Here is a 22,853-nt window from a genome sequence, read left to right as displayed (position 1 = left end):
GGGATAGATTCCGTACGCGCCTATTCAACCGGGAGAAACAAGCATGGACCAGCAGCTTGAAGCACTGCACACCATCGTCACCAGGGGCACCGCCTTTCTGGTGGACTACAGCTTTCAGGTGGTCGGGGCGATCATCATCCTCATCGGCGGCTTCCTGCTCGGCAGTTGGGTCTCCACCGCCGTAAGCAAACTCTGCGAAAAACGGGAGATCGACGTCACCCTGGGCCATTTCCTCTCTTCCCTGGCCAAGATCGTGGTCATCGGTTTTGCGGTGATCATTGCCCTCAGCAAGTTTGGCATCACCATCGCCCCATTTATCGCGGCCATCGGCGCCGCGGCCTTCGGAGCCACCTATGCCCTCCAGGGTCCGCTCTCCAACTACGGGGCCGGACTGGCCATCATTTTGGGCCGCACCTTTCTCGTCGGCGACACCATCACGGTGGCCGGGGTCTTTGGGGTGGTGGAGACGATCACCCTGGCCCACACCACCCTGCGCACCGAGGACGGGGTCAGGATCACCGTGCCCAACAAGCACATTGTCGGGGAGATCCTGCATAATTCCGGGGAGCACCGCATTGTGGAAAGCTCGGTGGGCATCAGCTACAGTGCCGATCCCGCCCGCGCCATCGCGGTCATCAGCCAGGCCCTCGCCGGGTTTCCCCAGCTGCAGAACGGGCCTGCGCCGCAGATCGGCATCGAAGATTTTCAGGATTCCTCGGTGGCCATCGGCTACCGCTACTGGGCGCCCACCCAGCGCTACATCGAAACCATGCACGCGGTAAATCTCGCGGTGTATCAGGCACTTGGCCAAGCCGGCATCACCATTCCCTTCCCGCAACGGGTGGTCACCATTATGAAGGATCAGAACCTTTCATGAAAAGAACCATGCCCCGCGACACCGACACCCTGCTCAAGCGGGCGACCTACGCCTCCACCGCCACGGCGCTGGTCCTCATCGGGGTCAAGCTGGCAGCCTGGTTCATGACCGGATCCCTAAGCGTCATGGCCTCCCTGGTGGACTCGCTCATGGACGGGGCCGCCTCGCTGATCAATCTGCTGGCGGTGCGCTATTCGCTCAAATCCCCGGACGAGGATCACCAGTTCGGGCACGGCAAGGCGGAGGCCCTGGCCGGACTCGGGCAGGCCTGCTTTATCGCCGGCTCGGCCATCTTTTTGCTCATGCACGGTGCCGAACGGCTCAAACACCCGCAACCCCTGCAAGCAATCAATCTCGGCCTCTGGGTCATGGTTTTCGCCATTGGCGCCACCTTGATCCTTCTGGCCTTCCAGGGCTACGTCATCAAGCGGACCAATTCTTCCGCCATCCGCGCCGATGCCCTGCATTACAAAACCGATCTGCTCACCAACACGGCCACCATCGTCGCCCTCTTCTTTGCCGGCTCCGGCTACCCCCTGCTCGACCCCCTGGGCGCCCTGGCCATTGCCTGTTATATCCTTTACAGCGCCTGGCAGATCGGGCAAGAGGCCATGCGGATTCTCATGGACCGCGAGCTTCCGGAGGAAACCCGCCAGCGCATCTGCGATATCGCCCTGGCCCATGGGACGGTGCTCGGGATCCACGACCTGCGCACCCGACAATCCGGGCAGACCATGCACATCCAGCTCCATCTTGACCTGGACCAGGAACTGCCCCTTTCCGAGGCGCACCGGGTGGCAAAAGAGGTGGAAAACGCCATCCTGGCCGCCTTCCCGCTGGCCGATCTCATCATCCATCAGGACCCGCGCAATCCCTCCCGCTACCAACGCAGCCCGCAATGCCTGAACCTCCCGGAAACACCGCCGGGTTGACCGGTATCCGGCGCAAGTCTTTGCCGTTGACCGCGTCAGCCACTCAGGGTACAAGAAGAAAAATCTTCCGCGCCCCACCCAAAAAGGTGAACCTTTTGAATACAATCCTGCGCACGGCTCTTGCCTATGGCCTGGCCCTGGCCGCGATCTTCGGCTTCTGGTATGGAATCGGCCAACCCCGCCCGATCCCGGAAGCGGGAGTGGCTGATGGCCATATCTTGCAAAGCGTCTCCTATGCGCCCTTTGAAAGGGACCAGTCCCCCTTTGATTTCAGCAAGGGCATGACCATTGCCGATGCCCGGATCGACGCGGACCTGGCCCTCCTCTCCCAACGCTTTTCCTGCATCCGCACCTATTCGGTGGCCGGGCTTGAATCCCTGCCCAAGTATGCCGAGAAATACGGGATGCAGGTCCTGCTCGGTGCCTGGATCGGCGCGGATCCCAAGCTCAACCAGCAGGAGCTGGCCAAGGTGGTCGCCCTGGCCAAACAGTACCCGAAAAGCGTCCGCGCCGTGGTGGTGGGCAACGAAGCGCTGCTCCGAAGGGAGATCACCGGCCCGCAGCTCGCCGAATACATCCGTCAGGTCAAAGCCGAACTGCCCGGGGTGCCGGTCACCTATGCCGATGTCTGGGAGTTCTGGCTCAAGCACCCGGAGGTGGCCCCGGCCTGCGACTTCGTCACCATCCACATCCTGCCCTATTGGGAGGATGATCCTCTCGCGATCAGCGGGGCCATACCGCATATCAAAAAGATCCGCGAAGAGATCGGGCAAAAGATCCCGGGCAAGGAGATCCTGATCGGCGAAACCGGCTGGCCCTCCCAGGGACGCATGCGGGAAGGCGCCTTGCCCAGTCTGGAGAATCAGGCCCGCTTCATCCGCGGTTTCATCGCCCTGGCCGAACAGGAGCATTGGCAGTACAACCTGATCGAAGCCTTTGACCAGCCATGGAAACGAATCAAAGAAGGCGCGGTGGGCGGCTACTGGGGATTGTACAGCCCGGAGCGGACCGACAAGCATATCCTTTCCGGTCCGGTTTCAAGTTTTCCCAACTGGCGCATACTCTTTACCCAATCCGCGATCATTGCCCTGTTGACCCTGTTCGTTGCCCGGGGTCATGGCTCCATGGGGGCGAGCCGCTGGCTGCTGTTTTCCACGGCCATGGCTGGCGGGGCCATCCTCATCGTATTGCAGGGGCATCAATTTTCCATCATCTCCACCAACACTTATGAATACCTCTGGGGGTTTGTCGTCCTTTCACTGAGTGGCAGCCTCTATCTCCTGACCTTAAAGGCCATCGCTTCCGGTACCCCCCCCACCCATTTGAGCCTTGATGGTTCCCTGGATTTCCTGCGCTCCAAATCCCGCCTCAGCCCGGAAGCCGTGCACGGTATCCTGCGCTTAGGAGTTATCGCCTGCGCCCTGATCGCGGTCCTCGGCCTGGTCCTTGACGCCCGGTACCGGAATTTCAACAACTTCGGCTTTGCCATCCCCGCCCTGGCCTATGCTTGGTTTTCCCGCCGCCAGGGCAGGGCAAACGGCCTGTCCTGGCTCGAAAAACTCAGCGGCCTCTTGTTGGCCGCAGGGGCAGTGGCGATCTTGCTCAATGAAACCCCACTGAACTGGCAGGCGGACATATGGACGCTTCTTTGCCTGCTGCTGGCCTACCCTCTCTGGCGAGAGAATCGATTTATCTCGCTGCGCCCCTTGCTGCCCGTCGGGCTCCTGGTGCTTGGCAGTTTTGCTGCCTTTACCGCCCTGCGCCACGGGGTTTTTATTGCGGAACGGCTGGTGGGGGTCTGCGCGGATTCGCCGGACAAGACCATCTGCCTGGTCCGCGCCATGATCGGCAAGTTGATGTACAATCAGGTCTTTGCCTGGACCAGCCTGGCCCTGGCCGGACTTGCGGTCTGGCGCAACTCGGGGTGGCTCTGCGCCCTGACCCTGGTTGCCTCCCTGGCCGGACTTGCCTTTTACAATGTCAATCTATCGGCCGTGGCCTTTGTTTTGGCCGGCATCACCCTGGTGCATCTAAAAAACAGGGAGGCCGTTGTCGGATGAGCGATGCCCAGTCCAAAAAAATCCTCCAGGAAGGGCTCGCCGCCATGGGGATCCCCCTTGACGAACAGGCCCAGGGTCGGCTGGTGGCCTATTGCGGAGAGCTGCTCCGCTGGAGCGCCAAGATCAATCTGGTGGCCAAAGCGGAGCTGCGGGAGATCTGGGAGAGCCACTTTCTCGATTCCCTGAGCCTGCTCCGGGTTCTCCCGGTGCCGGAGAGTGTGCAGCCGCCGCTGCTCGACATCGGCAGCGGTGCAGGCTTTCCCGGGTTGGCCCTCAAAGCCGCCCGCCCCGAGCTGCCGGTCATCCTGGTGGAGCCGCGCCAGAAACGGGTTTCTTTTCTGCGCCACGTGATCCGGACCCTGGGGCTCAACGACATTGAGGTGCTCTGCGGCCGGCTGGAAAAAAATTCATCGGTGGTGGACGGCACAACCTTATGCGTGCCCATCGTCACCAGCCGCGCCTTCACCAACCTCGGGGAATTTCTCCTGCACACCGAGGCGGTCAACCCTGTGGGCGGCCGGGTCATCTGCATGAAGGGCCCGCGGGCCGAAGAGGAGATCGCTACCTGGCGCAGCGAACAACCGCACTCCCCCTATCGGCTGCAGGAGATCGTCACCCTGACCCTGCCCTTTTCCGGCAAGGTCCGCAACCTGGTCATCTTCAGCAAAGAAGGCGCGTAAGCTCATGCCCAAGACCCCGGCCATCATGTTCCAAGGCACCTGCTCCAACGCGGGCAAATCCGTGCTCACCGCCGCCCTCTGCCGCATCCTCTTGCAGGATGGGATGCGGGTCGCCCCGTTCAAGGCGCAGAACATGTCGCTCAACTCCTTTGTCACCCGGGACGGCGGCGAGATGGGGCGGGCCCAGGTGGTGCAGGCCCAGGCCGCCCTCCTCGATCCGGATGTGCGCATGAACCCAATTCTGCTCAAGCCTTCCAGCGATACGGGCAGCCAGGTCATTCTCCTGGGCAAGCCAGTGGGCAATATGACGGTGAACGATTATCTAGCCTACAAGCCCCAGGCCTTTCTCGCGGTACAGGCGGCCTACGATTCCCTGGCCTCCGAATACGAGGTCATGGTCCTGGAAGGGGCGGGGAGTCCGGCCGAAGTGAACCTCAAGGCCCACGACATCGTCAACATGCCCATGGCCCGCTATGCCGAGGCCAAGGTCCTGCTGGTGGGCGACATCGACCGGGGCGGGGTGTTCGCCTCCTTTGTCGGTACCATGGAGATTCTGGACCAGTGGGAGCGGGAGTTGATCGCCGGCTACATCGTGAACCGCTTCCGCGGCCAAAAATCGCTACTCGACGATGCCCTTGAGTACATGGAAAAAAGAACCGGCAAGCCGGTGCTGGGGGTGGTGGATTATCTGAAAAACCTCGGCCTGCCCGAAGAGGATTCGGTGAACTTCAAGGCCGGTCTCTTCAGCCCGCACCGCCCCGCGGGCGAGCATGTCACCCTGGCGCTCATCGACCTGCCGCATATCTCCAACTTCACCGATTTCGAGCCCTTTCTGGCCGAGCCGGACCTCTTTGTCAAGATAGCCAGAACCCCGGCCGATCTCGCGGAGGTGGACGGGGTGATCCTGCCGGGCAGCAAGAATGTGATCGGTGACCTCAAGTGGCTGTTCGGCTCCGGTCTGGCCGAGGCCCTCAAAAAATACAGCAACAAGGGGCGGGAGATCGTCGGCATCTGCGGCGGCTTCCAGATGCTGGGGACAAGCATTGAAGACCCCCATCATATCGAATCCGCCGGCGAAACCCTGGCCGGCCTCGGCTTGCTTGACCTTGCCACCGTCCTGGAAAAAGACAAGACCCTGGTTCGGCAGAGCGGCACCCATCTCGCCTCGTCCCTTGCAGTGCACGGCTACGAGATCCACCACGGCCAGAGCCGGGCCAACCGGACCTGCGACACCCTCACCTTCCGCAACGGGGAAAGCGGCGGGGTCGGCAACCCAAGCCAAACCATCTGGGGCACTTACCTGCACGGCATCTTTGACGCGGACCCCTTCCGGCGCTGGTTCATCGACCGGCTGCGGGAACGGCGCGGGCTTCCCCCGCTGAAAAAGGTGCAGGCCGCCTACGACCTGGAACCGGCCTTCGACCGGCTGGCCGAGGCGGTGCGCAGCCAGATCGACATGAACGCCATCTACCGGCTGCTCGGCAAATGATCGCACTCGAATACCAGATCCTCATTGCCATTCTTCTCGACCAGTTATTTGGCGACCCGCGCTGGCTGCCGCATCCGGTGCGGCTCATCGGTGCGGCCTGCCACTGGTGCGAACAACTCACCCGTGCCGTTTTGCCGCCATTTATTGCCGGGATCGCCTCCGTTCTCCTTGTTCTGGCGCTCACCGGGACAACGACCTGGGGGATAATCGCAGGGACAACCCTGCTCCACCCCTGGCTGGGCACGGCAATCTCCATCCTGATCCTCTACACCACCATTGCCGCCCGGGATCTGGTACGCCACAGCACCGAGGTTTACACCGCTTTGCAGGGAGGAGATCTTCCCGAGGCCCGCAAACGGGTGTCCATGATCGTCGGGAGGGACACGGCCGGTCTGGACGAAAGCGGGGTGGCACGGGCGGCGGTGGAATCGGTGGCGGAATCCATGGTGGACGGGGTGACCGCCCCGCTTTTCTTTGCCCTGCTGGGGGGGCCTGTGGGCGCCATGCTCTACAAGGCGATCAACACCATGGACTCCATGTTCGGCTATAAAAACGAGCACTATCGCAAGTTCGGCTGGGGACCGGCCCGGTTGGATGACCTGGCCAACTTTGTTCCCGCCCGGATCACCTCCCTGATGATCCCGGCCGCTGCCTTCCCGCTTGGGCTCGAGCCAAAACGCTCTCTGCTGCTCCTGCTCCGCGACCGCTTTGCCCACGCCAGCCCCAATTCCGGCCACAGCGAAGCTGCGGTGGCCGGGGCCTTGGGGGTGCAGCTGGGCGGCCCGAACAGCTACTTCGGCAGGGTAGTGAAAAAACCCACCATCGGCGATGCCACCCGGCCCATCGAACCGCAGGACATTCTCCGCGCCAACCGCTTGATGCTGCTTTCCTCCGCCTTTACCCTGCTGGCCTGCATTGCCCTGCGCAAACATCTGCTGGCCCTCCTCCCCGCCATGCTTCCCTGAGCAGTCCTCCTTTTGCCGGACAAGGACAAAGCCAAAAAACTCGGCCAGCTCGCCGAGGATATCGCTGGATTTTTCCGCCGCCAAAAGTTACGATTAAAAAAAATCTTTTCTCGCGGCATGAGACTGCACTCTCCAGGACACGGACACCGCATGGCAGACGACCTGAAAAAACCTTTTTTCCCCCGGCAGATAAACTTTGCCACCCTGGTGCTGGGCTTTCTCCTTCTTTTCAGTTTTGCCCCACTGACAGCGTTTTCATTCTTCACCCTGAATGGCATCCTCGCCCAGCTGAATGCCATTGAAGAAAACGCGGAACTTCATTTCATGAAGGATGAGCTCCATCACCTTGAAACACGGATTGAGCATTACCAGCAGATGGTCGATTTTGTCTCGCAGCTTCCGGCGGTCATGGAAATTCTGGACCACGGCAAAAGCAGGGCCGGCAGCATCGACAGAGAGACCGCCTTTCTCCGTTACACAGGCGTGCTAAACCGCGCCTTTGCCAGGAATAGCGATGTGGTGCACATCCATGTTCTGGATCGGAACTCGGTGGTGCGGTTTTCCCTCTCCAGAATTCCGGGTTCCACGAAATACCAGCAGGAGCAAAACCCTGCGCTTACCGTTGATCCGGAATCAGTAAAAAAGACGCTCGCCATGCACGACAAAGGCTTTCTCCTCGTTCCCCTGCACCAAAATCAGCAAGCAGAGCCGCACCAACCCGACCACCAGCTGCTTATCCGGATTTTCAGCCCGATCCGGGCGGAGGAAGAAACAATCGGAGCCTATATTGCCGACATCGACATGGGTGTCCTCACCCAACTCTTTCCACAGATACGGTGGGTCTTGGACGATGGCTGCTATCTGGCGGAGGCAAAGGGCAATCCCACCGCCTTTCAGGATTTTCCCGGGCTCAAACAGATTTTCGCCTCGAAAAAAACCGCCATCTGGAACATTGCCGACCAAAAGATGGCCTGGATTCCCTTCCTCCCCGGAGAAAACGACACCGTTTCACTGTGGGCCGGGAAGAGGGTTGATCTTGCCTCGGTCCAGACCGCCCGCAAAAAAATCATGCTCACCATTGCGGTGACCCTTGCTCTGCTGCTGACCGTATCGCTGCTCCTTTCCTTCTTTTTTTCAAAATATGTGCGCCGCCTTTCCGGCCAGTTCCTTGCCTGTCTGGAAGAAGCCCTTCTCCGACAGAAACAGAGCATGTGCGGCAGAAACACCAGAGTCCTGGAACTTGCCGCATTTTCCGACAAGCTGGACTCCCTCCTGTCCCGATACGGCGCCATGGAAGAGGAACGCAAGGCTGCCCAAAACAAGCTGCAGGAGAGCGAGGACATCTTCCGGGTTGTTTTCAACTCGGTACAGAGCGCCGTGATCCTCATCGACGACCAGGACACGGTCCGCTTCTTCAATCCGGCGGCAGAACGCATCTTTGGCTATACCAGCGAGGAGATCCTAGGCCAGAAACTCCACCGGCTGGTGGTCGTCGAGGAAATGCAGCAAGCCGCGCACGAGGGGTTGGCAGAGTTCTGGCAGACAGGCCATGGGCCCATCCTTGACAAATCGCGGGAACTCGTGGCCAGGAAAAAAGATGGGAGGATCTTCCCGGCCGAGGTCTTTGTCGCCCGGGTGAAAAAGGACGACGCCTATTGGGCGGTCGGCGCGGTTATGGATATCACCGACCGCAAGGTCAAGGAAGAAAAACTGGTGATGCTGGCCACCATGGACGGCCTGACCGGGGTCTTCAACCGACGCCATTTCCTGTTGCTCGCCGAGCAAGAGGCTGCCCGGAGCAAGCGGTACAACAAGGATCTTTTTTTCCTGATGTTCGATCTTGACCTTTTCAAGGAGATCAACGACACCTTCGGCCACGAAACCGGGGATCGGGTGCTGCAGGATTTTGCCGCGATCTGCACGGAGGGCTTACGAAGGGCGGATATCTTCGGCCGCATGGGAGGGGAGGAATTTGCTGCTATTGTGGTGGAGGCAAACGAAGAGGAGGCCATGGCCGTGGCCGAGCGAATCCGAAAAAACTTTGCCGAAAAAACCATTAGCCGGGACGAGACGGAGAGACACCTCAGCGTCAGCATCGGGATCAGCCGACTCGACCCCGAGGCCGGAAGCCTGGAAGCCGCCTATGCCCATGCGGACAAGGCGCTCTACGAGGCAAAGGAGCAGGGGCGCAACAGGGTGGTTATGGCCTCAAGGTAATTCTGCCTCTCAGGGAAAAAGGCGGCCGCACACCCTACTTCACCCCATAATTGCCGAGGGCTTCCAGATAAGGGCCGAACAGCTCGTTGTAATCGTTCATCCCCCGTTTCAGGATGATGGAAAAATGACCGGCATCACTGTCGTTCACCACCAGATTGGCGCTGTTGGCCAACGCCTCCAGATCGTACAGGGTCCGAAATTCCGGGCCGACCAGGATATAGAAGATATACCGCCGCCGGGACATGGCCATTTCCTGCAGATACTTGTGGACAGCGGAACCCTCCAGACTCCCCCCCTCAAACCTGCTGTGCAGTACCACCGCCTCGAAATTCATGAACTGCATCTTCTCGATGGCTTCTTCCGCCGAGCGGACATAGGTGGGCTGGTAGCCTATCTCGCCGAAGGCCATGGTCACCTGGGTGGTAATCTCATCGTCCCCGATCATGATCAGGGCGTGGGGTACGTTTTCCACCGCTTCCCTTGCGCTGTACACCCCGCTGGACAGCCAGCCAAGATCGGGCGGCTTGGGGGCGGCAGGAGGCAGACGCACCGGCTGGGGTCTTTTCTGGGCCGCAGCCACAATCCCCGCTGCCGCCTGGTCCTCATTGCCGGTGTGCTCGGCAAAAAGCACGTCCATCAAAGCGCCCGTCGGCTGACCGGCCACCGAGCCGTCAGCATTCAGCTCGATGGGCTGTTTGCATTTCGGACAACCGATCTTCAGGGTTCTGCCCACGGAGAGGGTGGCAAGAGCAGCCTTGATCTTTTCAAGCTGGGCTTCGCTCAGCATGAGGGACTGTTGGCAATGGGGACACTGGGCTAGCATATTTTTCTCCGAAAAGTGGTACGTGCCATAACGAACTGGTCAAGTCCGCAGAGATTCTTTCCTGGCCGCTTCTAAAAACCCGAGCGCCGCTTCTCTTCCTTTTTCATATCCATGGCCAGGCCGGTGATTCCGGTGGTGGACTCACCCCGGGCGGACTTGATGGAGTCCAGCCCACGGTTGACCGCGGTTTTCCGGGTGCAGTAGCTGGCCGCGGTTTCCTCGGTAATCAAGCCATCCTCATACAGTTCGAGGATATGCTGGTCAAAGGTCTGCCAGCCAAGGGCCTTGGCATCGGCGATAATCTCGTAAAAGGTCTTGTCTTCCGTTTCTCCGGTCATGATCAACTCCCGGACCCGCAGGTTCATGCCCATGATCTCGAAGGCCGCCACCCGCCCGCCGCCGACCTTGGGCAGGAGCCGCTGGCAGACGATCCAGCGGATGGTATCCACCAGCCGGTTCCGAACCTGGGCCTGTTCCTCCTGCTCGAACATGCCCAGGATACGGTTGATGGTCTGGCCCGCGTCCACGGTGTGCAGGGTGGAAAGCACCAGATGCCCGGTCTCCGCGGCGGAAAGTCCGATCTCCATGGTTTCCCGGTCGCGCATCTCGCCCACCAGGATGACCTTGGGCGCCTGCCGCAAGGCGGCCCGCAACCCCGAGGCGAAGGAGTCGAAATCGTTGCCCAACTCACGCTGGTTGAAGGTTGCCATCTTGTGCTGATGCACATACTCGATGGGATCCTCCAGGGTGACGATATGCACCGGCTTCTCGTCATTGATCTTGTCCAGCAACGCGGCCAGACTGGTGGACTTACCCGAGCCGGTGGCGCCGGTGACGAGGATGATGCCGTTGCGCTCCCCGGCCATATTATGAAAGAGCTTGGGCAGGTTCAGTTGGCTGATGGTCGGGATCTTCATCTCCAGCTTCCGCAGCACCGTGGAGAGATTGGTCTTCTGGGAGAATACGTTCACCCGGAAGCGGGCCTTTTGCCCCAGCCAATAGGAGAGATCACAGGAACCATACTTGACCAGATCATCGAGCAGCCGTTTATTGCCGCCGATGAGGTTGAGGGCAAAGACCTCGGCCTGAAAGGGGGTGAGCGCAGGGACCTGGGGCTCCACCGACACCGGCACCAATTGTCCGGAGGTTTCCACCTGCAGGGGCTTGCCCACCGTGATATTGAGGTCGGAAACATTGCCGTAGGTTTCCAACATGCTGGTGATCCAGTAATCTATTTCCGTCTGTTTCATGACCTTCCCCTCTCCAACATGTCCCGTCCCTTGATTCAGGCGCCATTACACATGGAACCCAGCCGTTGTCACCTCTCCGGCCTGATTATTGTCTTCCCCCGGCAAAACCGATGCCCTGCAAGGATTGTATAAGAACGGGCCGGATTCTGACAACTATTTCTTTTTCACCAGAAAATAGAGCACGCCCGGATGTTTCATGTTACCCGCCGCCACCTCGGCATAACGCCCCCCCCCCCAGAAGAGATCCAGCCGCCCAGGTCCGGTGATGGCCGAACCGGAATCCTGATTCACCACGAAACGGCTTAGGGGTTCCCAGCCGACAATCTCCCCGGCCGCATTGACTCTTGGCTTGCGGGTCGTGAGAAAAGCCAGACTCCCCGGCGGAAAGCACTTTTGGTCAAGGGCCACTGAGCGGCCGGGGGTAAGCGGTTCCCCCAGACACCCTTGGGGCCCAACGGCGGGCCCATCCCCCCAGCGAAAGAAGACAAAGGAATCGTTATAGTGCAGGATCGCCTCCTGTTCCTCGGGATGCTCTTTGAGGTAGCGGACAATCCTCGGCAGGGTTGCCTCTTGCCGAGGCATGACCCCTTTCTCCACCAACAATCGCCCGATGCTCCGGTATGCATGGCCGTTTTTCGCGGCAAACTGCACCCGGCGCTGCGAGCCGTCCGCAAGCTCTATCCGACCGGAACCTTGGATATGCAGAATAAAGGCGTCCACGGGATCGGCCAGATAGACCAATTCCTGCCCGGCCAGCAAGTCCCCTTTCTCGATCTCAGCCCGGGTAGGATACGGAACCAGGGTCCCGTTCTCCATCCGCCCGCTCTTCTTCTCCTCCCCTTTCCCCCTAGGGATAGTGACCAGATCCGGGGGCCTGCGATATAAGGGATAGCGGTAGCGCGCACTCTTGGTGAGGCTGGCTTTGAAAAGAGGCTCGAAATAGCCGGTGAGCAGCATCTTGCGATCAGAACCTCTGCCTGCGGCCTGACAGAGGATGAACTGTTTTTTAAGAAGAGCGGTCAAGGCCTGGGGGGAGGGTTTTTCCGCGATGATTCGTTTGAAGCTGAGCAGGGACTCGATAAGCCAGGCTACAGAATAGTGCTCCCCGCAAAGAAGAAAGGTTTTTTCCGCCGGAAGCTGCCTGAGATAATGCACGCTCCGGTCGATGGCCGGGCCAAGGGATTCATACCCCAGGTCATCCTGCAGCCACGGCAATTCCGCCACCAGGGGCGCCGTGGCCTCCGCCTGAGCGCACTGCCCTGCCACGGGCGGAATCCCGGCAAACATCACCCCGCAGCCCAGGATAAGCACCCCAACCACAATCCCTATTGTTTTCGCCAAAATCCGCATCCGCTCCCGCACCTCCCCATGATCTCTCAACGGTTTGCACCATAGCAGAAAAGAGGCCAAACCGCACCCAGGGAACTGCGCTCCGCAAAACCTCGCTTCCCTGCCGCCCGGCCTGTTGCAGGCTGGGACCTGCTCGATATCTGATAAAAAAATGTGGCAATTGTCGCCCACACTCGTTATATATTTCTACTTCCTTAGGTATATATCCCTATATCCTCGAGTTAAGAAAATTTCGGAGGCAATAATGAGCGAAGATAAAAAAATTGAAAGTACGATGCAGGAAAACCGCCTGTTCGCCCCCCCGGTCGCGGGCCAGGCCAAAGCGCATGTTAAGAGCATGGCTGAGTACGAAGCCATTTACCAGCGTTCCATGGATGACCCGGAAGGGTTCTGGGCAGATCGCACCACAGAGCTCCTCACCTGGGAAAAACCATGGACCCGGGTGCTTGAGGCGGACATGCACAAACCCGAGATCAAATGGTTTCAGGGCGGCAGGCTGAATGTCTCCGCCAACTGTCTTGACCGCCACCTGGAAAACGGCCGCCGCAACAAGGCCGCCATCATCTTCCAGGGCGAACCCGAGGAAGATGTCCGGGTTTACACCTACCAGATGCTGCACACCGAAGTCTGCCGTTTTGCCAACGTGCTCAAGAAACAGGGCGTGAAAAAAGGCGACCGGGTTGCCGTATATCTCCCCATGATCCCCGAGCTTGCCATCACCCTGTTGGCCTGCACCCGGATCGGTGCCATCCACAGTGTGGTTTTCGCAGGTTTTTCCGCCCAGAGCCTCAAGAGCCGTATCCAGGATTGCGAGGCCAAGGTGCTGGTCACCGCCGATGCCGTTCTCCGGGCCGGCAAGACCATCCCCCTGAAGCCCGCGGCCGACGATGCCTTACAGGGCTGCGATTCCGTCACCCAGTGCATCGTGGTCAAGCGGGCCGGCAATGAGATTGCCATGCAGGATGGCCGTGACCTGTGGTGGCACGAGGAAATGGCTGCCGACGGGATCAGCGGCCAGTGCGCCCCGGAAAGCATGGAGGCGGAGGACAATCTCTTCATCCTCTACACCTCCGGCTCCACCGGCAAGCCCAAGGGCGTAGTCCATACGACCGGCGGCTATCTGACCTATGTCGCCCACACCACCCAATGGGTTTTCGACATCAAAGACGACGATGTGCACTGGTGTACCGCCGATATCGGCTGGATCACCGGCCACAGCTACATCCTCTACGGGCCGCTGGCCCTGGGTGCAACCACCCTCATGTTTGAAGGGGTGCCTTCCTGGCCCGCACCCGACCGTTTCTGGCATATCTGCGAGAAATTCCGGGTCAACATCTTCTACACCGCACCCACCGTTATCCGTGCCCTGATGCGGGAAGGGGCAACGTGGACGGAAAAGTACGACCTTTCCTCCCTGCGCGTTCTCGGGTCGGTGGGCGAGCCCATCAACCCGGAAGCGTGGATGTGGTACCACGAGCATATCGGCAAGAGCAAGCTGCCCATTGTTGATACCTGGTGGCAGACTGAGACCGGCGGCATCATGATCTCCGGCCTCCCCTTTGCCACCCCGCTCAAACCCGGTTCGGCCACCCACCCTCTGCCCGGCATTGATGCGGCCATTCTCCGCGAAGACGGCTCCGAAGCGGCCCCCAACGAGGGCGGCCATCTGGTAATCCGTAAACCCTGGCCCGGCATGCTCCGCGGGGTGTTCGGCGATCCGGCCCGCTACAAAAAAACCTATTTCAGCCGATACGAAGGCATCTACGACCCGGAAGACGGCGCCCGCAAAGACGAGGACGGCTACTTCTGGATCATGGGAAGACTGGACGACGTGATCAATGTCTCCGGCCACCGTCTGGGTACCGCCGAGATCGAATCCGCCCTGGTGGCGCATCCGCAAGTGGCGGAGGCCGCGGTTGTCGGCGCGCCCCACGAGATCAAGGGCCAGACCATCTACGCCTATGTCTCCTTAAAGACCGGGATAGAACCCAGCGACGAACTGCGCGCTGCCTTGCGGACCCATGTCCGCAAGGAAATCGGCCCCATCGCCACTCCGGAGTTCATCCAATTTGCCCAAGGGCTGCCCAAAACCCGAAGCGGCAAGATCATGCGGCGGATCCTGCGCAAGATCTCCGCCGGCGAGACCGAAGCTCATGACTTTGGCGACATCTCCACCCTGGCCGACCCTTCGGTGGTTTCCACCCTGGTGGACGGCAGCAAGGATTTCGTCAAATAGACGATTGCCATTTCAAGTGTTACCAAAAAAGGAGCCGGGGAAACCCGGCTCCTTTTTTATTGCGCTTCCCGATGATTTCATCGAAAGACCCCTCTCCTCTTTACCTGCCCAGCATTATCCCCTTTGCCTCCCCTGCCTTTTCAGGTATTTTGTCCAGACAAGCTTTTGTCTCAGCCAAAAACCTCCACCGAGGGCGCGCCCATATGCATTCCATCGAGTTATTGATTTCCACTCTTTCCGGTTGGATTTGGGGCCCCCCCATGCTTGCCCTGCTTGTAGGGACCGGCCTCTACCTCACCGTAATCCTGCGGGGCATGCAGTTTCGCGCCCTGCCCCACGCCCTGCGGCTCATCTGGCACAAGGAACACGCCGGCGACGGCGACATCAGCCATTTCGCCGCGCTGATGACGGCGCTCGCCGCTACTGTGGGCATCGGCAACATTGTCGGGGTGGCGACCGCCATCAGCCTTGGCGGTCCGGGCGCGGTATTCTGGATGTGGATGACGGGGCTGGTCGGGATGGCCACCAAATACGCGGAAGCGGTGCTGGCCGTGAAATACCGGGAAAAGGGCGAACACGGCATGCGCGGCGGCCCCATGTACTATCTGGCCAAGGGCGCGGGCTTACCCAAACTGGCCTGGCTCTTCGCGCTGTTTACCGCCCTGGCGACCTTCGGCATCGGCAATATGACCCAGGCCAATGCGGTGGCCACCATTTTTCAATCGACCTTCAACATCGAACCCTGGCTGACCGGCACAACCCTGATGCTCTTGACCGGGCTGGTGATTCTGGGCGGCATCAAATCCATCGGCCGCTTCACCTCCCTGCTGGTGCCTTTCATGATCATCGGCTACGTGTCCACCTCGCTGTTGGTGCTCGCCTTGAACGCCGGGAAAATCCCCCATGCCCTCGGCCTGATTTTCTACCACGCCTTCAACCCCGCCGCTGCCAGCGGCGGCTTTGCCGGCTCAATGGTCGCCGCTTCCATGCGCTACGGCATCGCCCGGGGCGTCTTTTCCAATGAGTCGGGACTGGGTTCGGCCCCTATTGCCGCGGCCGCCGCCCGGACCCGCGATCCGGTCAAACAGGCCCTGGTGAGCATGACCCAAACCTTCATCGACACCCTGGTGGTCTGCACCATGACCGCACTGGTAATTTTGACCAGCCCTGCATGGCTGCAAGGCGTGGCACCGGGAGAATTGACCAGCGTCAGTTTCGGCGAGACCCTGGGGCATACCGGCGTGGTGATCATCGCTCTGGCTACGGCACTCTTCGCCTACTCCACCCTGATCGGCTGGAATTACTATGGGGAAAAGGCCATCGAATACCTCGCCGGCCGCAAGGCTATTGCCCCCTACCGGGTGGTCTTCGTCGCGATGGTAATCGTGGGGGCGATGATGAAACTGGAATTCGTCTGGAATTTCTCCGACCTGATGAACGGGATGATGGCCATCCCCAACATCGTCGGCTTGCTCCTGCTGGCCCAGGTGGTCAAGGCGGAAACCGAGCGGTATTTCAAACACTAAAAAGAGAGCCCGACCGCAGTCCCAGCGGGGCTACTCCTTAAATTTCTCCGCCAGTTCAACAACGGCCATGGCGTAGCGGTTGGAATTGTTCCATTTGGTGATGGCCTGGAAGTTCGGATACGCGGCCACGTAGCGCATCCCGCCGTCCTGCAGTTCCAGGCCGACAATGGTGAGATCCTTGTTTTCCGGAGAACGGGGCAGATCTATCCCCTGAATCTTTTTCACCTCCTTGCAAGAAACAAAACCTTTTCTCCCTTTGGCATAGGCTTTTTCCAGCTTCTCTCCGTTCAGGGTATTGCCAATCTCCCGATAAATCGGGGCCTGAAACGTCCACCCGAAGGTATGGAGATAGTTGGCGATACTCGCGAGGACATCGGGCACGGATTCCCAGACATCCCGGCGTCCATCCCCGTCAAAATCCACGGCATAGAGCCGAAAACTCGAAGGGATGAACTGGGTCTGGCCAAAGGCCCCGCCATAGGAACCGGTGATCGCCAGCGGATCAACCCCGTTCTCCCGGCAGAGGAGCAGGTATTCGATCAGCTGGCCCCGATAGAACTTGCTCCGCCGAGGATAGGCATCGAACATGGTGTTGAGGGTCTGGAACATGCTGAAGGCTCCCTTGTGGTCGCCGAACTTGCTTTCAATCCCCCAGATGGCCACGACAACCTCCCGCTCCACGCCGATCTCTTGTTCGATCCTGTCCAGCAACGCCCGATGTTCGACAAGAAGTCTTTTTCCCTCTTGGATTATCTTCGGGGTTATAAAACGGGGAAAGTAGTCGAAATAGGGTCTGGCCTCCCATTGGGTATCCATGAGTTCCAGCACCCGTTTCTTGATGGTGACCCCGGCAAAGATCCGATCCAGCTCTTCCTGGCTGAAGCCGTGCTGCTTCACCAGTTCCTGCATAAGCTCCTGATACCGCGGAGTGGAAAGATCAATGGCTTGTCCGTCCTCAACCAGCTCGGCGGCCAAAAGCTGCGGCTCTGCAGCCCCGGCTCCGGCATAACTCGGTCCGTAGAACAAAAAAACAGTGACACACAAGAAGGAGAGAACAACAGCGATTCTGTGGAGCACGAAAAACCTCATGGGGAAAAGACCTCATTGAATTTCTGACAAAAAGCCTCAACCTGGTCACCAGGCAAGGCATTGATCCCGGCCGCCGCAGCCCTCCCGCCGCCGGTAGGAAAAGCCCGGCACAGGCTGTCGGCCCCATGCCGCCGGGAAAGGGGGGCGCGTACGCTGACCATGAAACTACCATCGCCTTGGTCCACCAACAAGGCGTGGGCCATATCCACCTGTTCCCTGGCCTTTTCATTGCTGAAGACCCCGGCTATCCGGCTCCCCCATTTTTCTGCGGGAAAGACAAAAATACGGCCATGGGGAGTCTGCCGCAGGACCGACACCGCCTTGGCCCGCCGCAAATCATCGGCAAACCCCTGACGCAAGAGGGGGAGGATCTGACTTTCTTCACAAAAGGCCAGAGGGTCGGCATAGGGCTTGACTGCGGCATACAGCTCCTGGGGCGGCAGATGCAGATCCGCCACCGTCTGCCCGTAGCCGTTGTAATTCATCAACTCGCCCAGCTCCCGTAAGCGGGCCATCTGGTCCTCGGTCAGATGCAGGGTGGCAGCACTCTTGCGGGCCGAATCATGCAGATTGTCGCCAAAGGCGGCAACCACGGCCCAAGCTCGGAAACGCCCGCCCAGCAGGGTATCGACAATAAGGGAGGTGCAGACCTCGGGGCTGGGATCAAGGTGGGCAATGAGATTGGGGCTTACGGGAAGATCGCCGGCGTAATGGTGGTCCACATAGAAAACCCGGCAGAAATCAAGCAGCCGCACCAAGACACCCCTGTTGCTGTCCAGGGAGATATCCAGCACGGTGAGTTCTCCGCCCCGCACCTGGGCCACCTGATCAAGCAGCCGGATATCCCGCTTGACCCCGGTCACCAGCACGGCCTCCCGGGGCTCGGCCAAGCGAAGCTGGTGCAGGGCGCAGATGCCGTCCGCATCGCCATTAAAGATATCGTAATACGCTTGGGTCATGGCTTCAGCGCTCACTCCAAGACCGATCAGAGGTCACGCCCAACCCGGAAGGCCCGGCCGACACCCTCAAGGGAAAAGATGAGCATCACCCGCTGGTCATCCGAGGTGGTGCTGGTCTCCAGCTCCATGGTCCAACAGGCGGGTTGATACACCAAGCGGGCACGGGATTCCACCGTATGGTCCTCGGTAAACGACTTGACCAGATAGTAGGAGGCCGTCACCGTTTCGCTCAGACGCGCCCCCACCGAGCCGATCAGGTCATGGGAGGACTCGCCGAGATCGGTGTAAAAATAGGGGGCGACCATGCCGCTGTCCTGTAGATAGCGGTAGTTGAGGCCCAGGGTATATTCTTTGGCAAGACGGTATTGATTGATCAATTCGTAGCGGGTGATATTTTTGCCGTACATGCTCAGATTGGTCTGATACCCCACCGTCCAGTTTGCCGTCGGCGACACCGCCGTCTCCAACCGGAGATCGGACCAGTCGTAGCGTCGATCCGTGATGCTCAGCCCTAAAGATTCCGGGTTTTCCCGCCGCAGGTCATAGGTCTGCAAAAGCTTAAGCTGGCCGAGATTGCGGCTCCAGAAATCGCCGTTATCCTTAGTGCCGCCCAGGGTGAAGTAATTGTTGAGCTGCCAGGTCAGCCAGTTTTTCCGCTCCAGACGATCGACGCTGTCAAAAATATTCGTGGCCCGGTCCGAGCTTTCGGAATAAGCAGCCGTACCCACGCTCCCATCAATATTTGGCAGATCCTGGGTTCTTGTCAGGTATTCGTAGAGGAGGTTCGGCCGCACCAGATGCTCCAGCCAGCCAGCACTACCAAAGTCAAAATCACGCAGAAAGGTGGTTGCCATGTTGCCGGTAAAATCATAGGCCTGTCGGTCGTAAAAGCTGTCCTTCTCCCAGGTGGAATCGCCATAGGATTCAAGCTGATAGGCTGTTTCCCGCACCCCGCCGCTGATCTTGCCCTCGAGCCATCCGCCCCGGGGCAGAAAGGTGATCAGCTTGGGGTGCAGATCCAGCCGCTGCGCCCCGACCCCTTCTGACCGCCAGTAATTCACGTATTCCGAATCCCACGCCGCGCTCATCCGGGTTCCGCTAATGGGTACTCTCCCGGTGAAATCAAGCCTGGGCAACGCCTGCAGGGGACTGTTCGCCCTGGACAAAAAGGTGTATTCCCCCTCCTCCAACACGCCATCACCGTTGGTGTCCGAGACAAGGCGGATGTCATGGGCGGTATTCTGCCTGGTCCGCAGTTCGGCGCTGGCCACCATGTTGGACCAGGACTTGACCAGCTGCACGGAAGACTCCCGCTCACGCAGTGTTTCCTGCTGCAGATCCCGGCCAAACTCATCAAGAAACAGGAGGTTGTTCGCCGTAAAGCCCGTGACCCCGTCCCTGAACTCCTGCAGGTAATCCTGATCGGAAACAAGATCAAGATCAAGCCTGCCGATCAGGTGGTCGCCGAAATCATGGTTGGCCTTGCCCCGCAGCCAATACCGGTTGGTCTCGCGCCGGATGAGTCCGTCCTTTTTATATTCTTCCGCAAGATCTGCGCCATCGTCGAGCTTATCGCGCAAATAGTTGAGCATGAAGGTGCCATGGGAATCAAGCCCCTGCACATAACGGAACTCGCCCCCATACTGAACACCCCGCTTGGCGAGGTAGCCGGGATAGAGGGTGATGTCCGTACTCGGTGAGACATTGAGAAAAATCGGGACCATGAGGCCGAGGCCGTCCCGGCTGGAAGTCGACCACTCCGGAAAGAGCAGGCCGCTTTCCCGTTTGGTCTTGGCGGGAAAGGTCATATACGGGGTATAGGCAACGGGCGCGTCCTTCACATGAAAGACGGCGTTGGTCATCTGAGCCATGCCGTCCAGGGTGAGCTTGGTGGTGCTGCTGGTAAACGACCAGGGCGGACTTTTGCCCTCCTCGGGCTTACAGGCGGTGGCCCACCCTTTTTTCAGGGTGTAATTGAACTCCCCTGTTTTCTCCACCTCTTCCCCGGTGACATACATATGGGTGTCGGCCATGAAGATGGTGGATTCGGTAAAGGTGCCGGTCTCGGCCTCAAGATCCAGATCCGCGCGCTTGGCGGTGATCTCGTCGCGGCCGGAAAGGATGTAGACATTGCCCCGGGCCTTGACCGTGCCGCGCTCCACGTCGTAGCGAGCCCAATCCGCCCGGATATACATGCCGCCTGGCCCTTGGCTCTTGGGCCGGATCATGATGACATTGCCTTCGGCCAGGATGCTATTGGGGTCATCTAGATGGACAAGGCTGTCCGCCGTGATCTCCCAAGGAATGGGGCGAGCCGCGGCCGGGCCGGAGCCGAGGACGACGAGGGCGATCAAGGTCACCACGATACTGCACAGGACACTGCCTGGAGTTATCCGTTTATCTGCCATGTCTTCCCCGTCAGCCCCACGCTCAAACCGTGCCCTCAGCCGTTATTAAAAACAAGTGTCTCATGCGCATTGGCAAAAACAACACAAAAAGTCGTCGCGTACTGGTCCGCAAGCAACCGTTATTTCCTAACAGCTCTTCAATCCGCCTGTCGGTTGCAAGCATCCTCTCGCAAAACGGCACCGGTGCTGCCGGAGGTCACCAGCTTGGCATAACGGGCCACATAGCCGGTGGTGATCTTCGGCGCGGGCGGCTGCCAGTTGTGCGCCCGTTGGGCCAGAATCTCTTCCGCCACCACCAGTTCAATCGATTTCTGCCGGATATCAATGGTGATCCGGTCGCCTTCTTCAACAAAGGCAATGGGGCCGCCATCCGCCGCTTCCGGCGAAACATGGCCGATGCAGGCCCCCTGGGTTCCGCCACTGAAACGACCGTCGGTTATCAGGGCTACGCTCTTGCCAAGCCCCATGCCGACAATGGCCGAGGTCGGCGAAAGCATCTCCGGCATGCCGGGACCGCCCTTGGGGCCGCAGTAGCGGATGATCACCACGTCGCCTTCCTTGATCTTGCCGCCCAAAATCGCGGCCTGAGCCTCGTCTTCCGACTCGAACACCCGGGCCGGCCCACTGTGCTTGAGCATCTCTTCGGCCACCGCCGACTGCTTGACCACGCAACCGTCCGGGGCAAGATTCCCGTAGAGTACGGCGATGCCGCCGAACGCGTGGTATGGGTCATCCACGGGGCGGATGACATCGGCATCCCGCACCCGAACCTTTTCCAGGTTTTCCCCCAAGGTCTTGCCGGTAACGGTCATAACTTCAAGATTAAGCCCCTTCTCGGTATTGATCAGTTCGTGCATCACCGCAGGCACACCGCCGGCCTCGTCCAACTGCTGCAGGCTGTGCGGCCCGCCGGGGATCAGGCTGCAGAGATGGGGCACCCGCTCGCTCACCTCGTTGAACAGGGCCAGAGGCAGCGTAACCCCTGCCTCCCTGGCGATCGCAGGCACATGGAGAACGGTGTTGGTGGAACAGCCCAAGGCCATGTCGATGGCCATGGCATTTTCAAAGGCTGCGAGGGTGGCGATATCCCGCGGCCGGATGTCCTCGGCCAGCAGATCCATCACCGCCATACCCGCCTCCTTGGCCAGCCGGATTCGGGCGGCGGCAACGGCCGGAATGGTCCCGTTACCCGGCAAGCCAAGACCAATGGCCTCGGTGAGGCAATTCATCGAATTGGCGGTGAACATCCCGGCGCAGGAGCCGCAGCCGGGACAGGCGTTATCTTCGAGTTCGTCCAGTTCTTCCATGCTCAGGGTCTCGGCCTTCACCCGGCCAACCCCTTCAAAAACACTGACCAGATGCACGTCCTTGCCACGAAAGCGCCCGGTAAGCATGGGCCCGCCGCTCACCATGATGGCCGGGATATTGACCCGCAGCATGGCCATGAGCATGCCGGGCGTCGCCTTGTCGCAGTTGGGGATCAACACCATGGCGTCAAAGGGATGGGCCATGGCCATAATCTCCACCGAGTCGGCAATGATCTCGCGGCTGGCCAGGGAATATTTCATGCCCTTGTGGTTCATCGCCAGGCCGTCGCAAACCCCGATGGTCCCGAAGGCAATCGGCGTGCCGCCGGCCATGCGAACCCCGGTCTTCACCGCTTCCACAATCTTATCAAGATGGGAATGTCCCGGGACGATCTCGCTGTGGGCGTGGGCAATACCGATCAGAGGCCGCCGGATCTCCTCGTTGGTGTAGCCCATGGCCTTGAGCAGGGAACGATGCGGCGCCCGTTCCACCCCTTTCCGTATTGCATCACTGCGCATCTTTTTCATAGGTCGATTCCCGTCAATTTTCCCGAAGTTTCATACTTTCATCAAAATTGTAAATACTAGCAGGCCGCCGTCTGCTGTCAAGGCAAAAGTCTCCTGGGGCTAAATTTGCCTTGCCAAGAGCTGCGGATTGCTATATTTTAGCCATTAATGAAGAAGG

The 22,853-nt window shown here is 59.7% G+C and carries 16 protein-coding genes; 9 read left to right on the top strand and 7 right to left on the bottom strand.

Annotated features, from left to right (window positions below):
* Positions 1–43: 43 nt before the first annotated feature.
* The 7 genes from OLX77_RS06910 to OLX77_RS06880 all read left to right on the top strand — a co-directional run bounded on the left by OLX77_RS06910 (position 44) and on the right by OLX77_RS06880 (position 9,220).
* Complete coding sequence (locus OLX77_RS06910) at positions 44–877, top strand: mechanosensitive ion channel family protein (protein WP_307632865.1); 834 nt, start codon at positions 44–46, stop codon at positions 875–877.
* Positions 874–1,809, top strand: a complete 936-nt coding sequence (locus OLX77_RS06905) for a cation diffusion facilitator family transporter (protein ID WP_307632864.1) — start codon at positions 874–876, stop codon at positions 1,807–1,809. The genes OLX77_RS06910 and OLX77_RS06905 overlap by 4 nt, the downstream gene beginning before the upstream one ends.
* Before the next feature lie 95 nt (positions 1,810–1,904).
* A complete protein-coding gene (locus OLX77_RS06900; protein WP_307632863.1) occupies positions 1,905–3,869 on the top strand; it encodes a glycoside hydrolase family 17 protein in 1,965 nt (654 codons plus the stop codon).
* Entirely contained in the window at positions 3,866–4,549 is a 684-nt protein-coding gene (rsmG, locus tag OLX77_RS06895) for a 16S rRNA (guanine(527)-N(7))-methyltransferase RsmG (RefSeq protein ID WP_307632862.1), read from the top strand. Before OLX77_RS06900 ends, rsmG begins: the two co-directional genes overlap by 4 nt.
* A gap of 4 nt (positions 4,550–4,553) precedes the next feature.
* Positions 4,554–6,038, top strand: a complete 1,485-nt coding sequence (locus OLX77_RS06890; protein WP_307632861.1) for a cobyric acid synthase — start codon at positions 4,554–4,556, stop codon at positions 6,036–6,038.
* A complete protein-coding gene (cbiB, locus tag OLX77_RS06885) occupies positions 6,035–7,003 on the top strand; it encodes an adenosylcobinamide-phosphate synthase CbiB (protein ID WP_307632860.1) in 969 nt (322 codons plus the stop codon). The genes OLX77_RS06890 and cbiB overlap by 4 nt, the downstream gene beginning before the upstream one ends.
* 150 nt (positions 7,004–7,153) lie before the next feature.
* Positions 7,154–9,220, top strand: coding sequence for a GGDEF domain-containing protein (locus tag OLX77_RS06880; protein ID WP_307632859.1), 2,067 nt, complete (start codon positions 7,154–7,156; stop codon positions 9,218–9,220).
* A gap of 34 nt (positions 9,221–9,254) precedes the next feature.
* Here OLX77_RS06880 and OLX77_RS06875 read toward each other — a convergent pair whose 3' ends face one another.
* The 3 genes from OLX77_RS06875 to mltA form a co-directional block, all read right to left on the bottom strand.
* On the bottom strand, positions 9,255–10,043 hold the full coding sequence (locus OLX77_RS06875; protein ID WP_307632858.1) for a zinc ribbon domain-containing protein: 789 nt from the start codon (positions 10,041–10,043) through the stop codon (positions 9,255–9,257).
* Positions 10,044–10,114: 71 nt separating this feature from the next.
* A complete protein-coding gene (locus OLX77_RS06870; protein ID WP_307632857.1) occupies positions 10,115–11,293 on the bottom strand; it encodes a type IV pilus twitching motility protein PilT in 1,179 nt (392 codons plus the stop codon).
* Between the two features lie 153 nt (positions 11,294–11,446).
* The gene (gene mltA, locus OLX77_RS06865; protein ID WP_307632856.1) at positions 11,447–12,634 is read right to left on the bottom strand and encodes a murein transglycosylase A; all 1,188 of its coding nucleotides are present in this window, start codon (positions 12,632–12,634) and stop codon (positions 11,447–11,449) included.
* A gap of 253 nt (positions 12,635–12,887) precedes the next feature.
* Here mltA and acs point away from each other — a divergent pair, with 253 nt between their 5' ends.
* Together acs and OLX77_RS06855 are read left to right on the top strand one after the other, a co-directional pair.
* Complete coding sequence (gene acs, locus OLX77_RS06860) at positions 12,888–14,879, top strand: acetate--CoA ligase (RefSeq protein WP_307632855.1); 1,992 nt, start codon at positions 12,888–12,890, stop codon at positions 14,877–14,879.
* A 203-nt stretch (positions 14,880–15,082) separates the two neighbouring features.
* The gene (locus OLX77_RS06855) at positions 15,083–16,405 is read left to right on the top strand and encodes an alanine/glycine:cation symporter family protein (RefSeq protein ID WP_371877466.1); all 1,323 of its coding nucleotides are present in this window, start codon (positions 15,083–15,085) and stop codon (positions 16,403–16,405) included.
* Positions 16,406–16,435: 30 nt separating this feature from the next.
* Here OLX77_RS06855 and OLX77_RS06850 read toward each other — a convergent pair whose 3' ends face one another.
* The 4 genes from OLX77_RS06850 to ilvD form a co-directional block, all read right to left on the bottom strand.
* Positions 16,436–17,482 carry a lytic murein transglycosylase gene (locus tag OLX77_RS06850; protein WP_307632853.1) on the bottom strand — a complete coding sequence of 349 codons (1,047 nt, stop codon included), beginning with the start codon at positions 17,480–17,482 and terminating at the stop codon, positions 16,436–16,438.
* A gap of 8 nt (positions 17,483–17,490) precedes the next feature.
* Complete coding sequence (locus OLX77_RS06845) at positions 17,491–18,453, bottom strand: acetyltransferase (protein ID WP_307632852.1); 963 nt, start codon at positions 18,451–18,453, stop codon at positions 17,491–17,493.
* 26 nt (positions 18,454–18,479) lie between these two features.
* Positions 18,480–20,861: an LPS-assembly protein LptD gene (locus OLX77_RS06840; RefSeq protein WP_307632851.1), complete on the bottom strand. Its 2,382-nt coding sequence runs from the start codon at positions 20,859–20,861 to the stop codon at positions 18,480–18,482.
* 137 nt (positions 20,862–20,998) lie between these two features.
* Complete coding sequence (gene ilvD / locus OLX77_RS06835; RefSeq protein ID WP_371877497.1) at positions 20,999–22,687, bottom strand: dihydroxy-acid dehydratase; 1,689 nt, start codon at positions 22,685–22,687, stop codon at positions 20,999–21,001.
* Between the last annotated feature and the right edge of the window lie 166 nt (positions 22,688–22,853).

The sequence above is a fragment of the Thiovibrio frasassiensis genome (assembly GCF_029607905.1).
GTDB classification, from domain to species: Bacteria; Desulfobacterota; Desulfobulbia; order Desulfobulbales; family Desulfurivibrionaceae; genus Thiovibrio; species Thiovibrio frasassiensis.
Note: the sequence above shows the minus strand (reverse complement) of the source record. Positions and strands in the feature narration are given on the sequence as shown.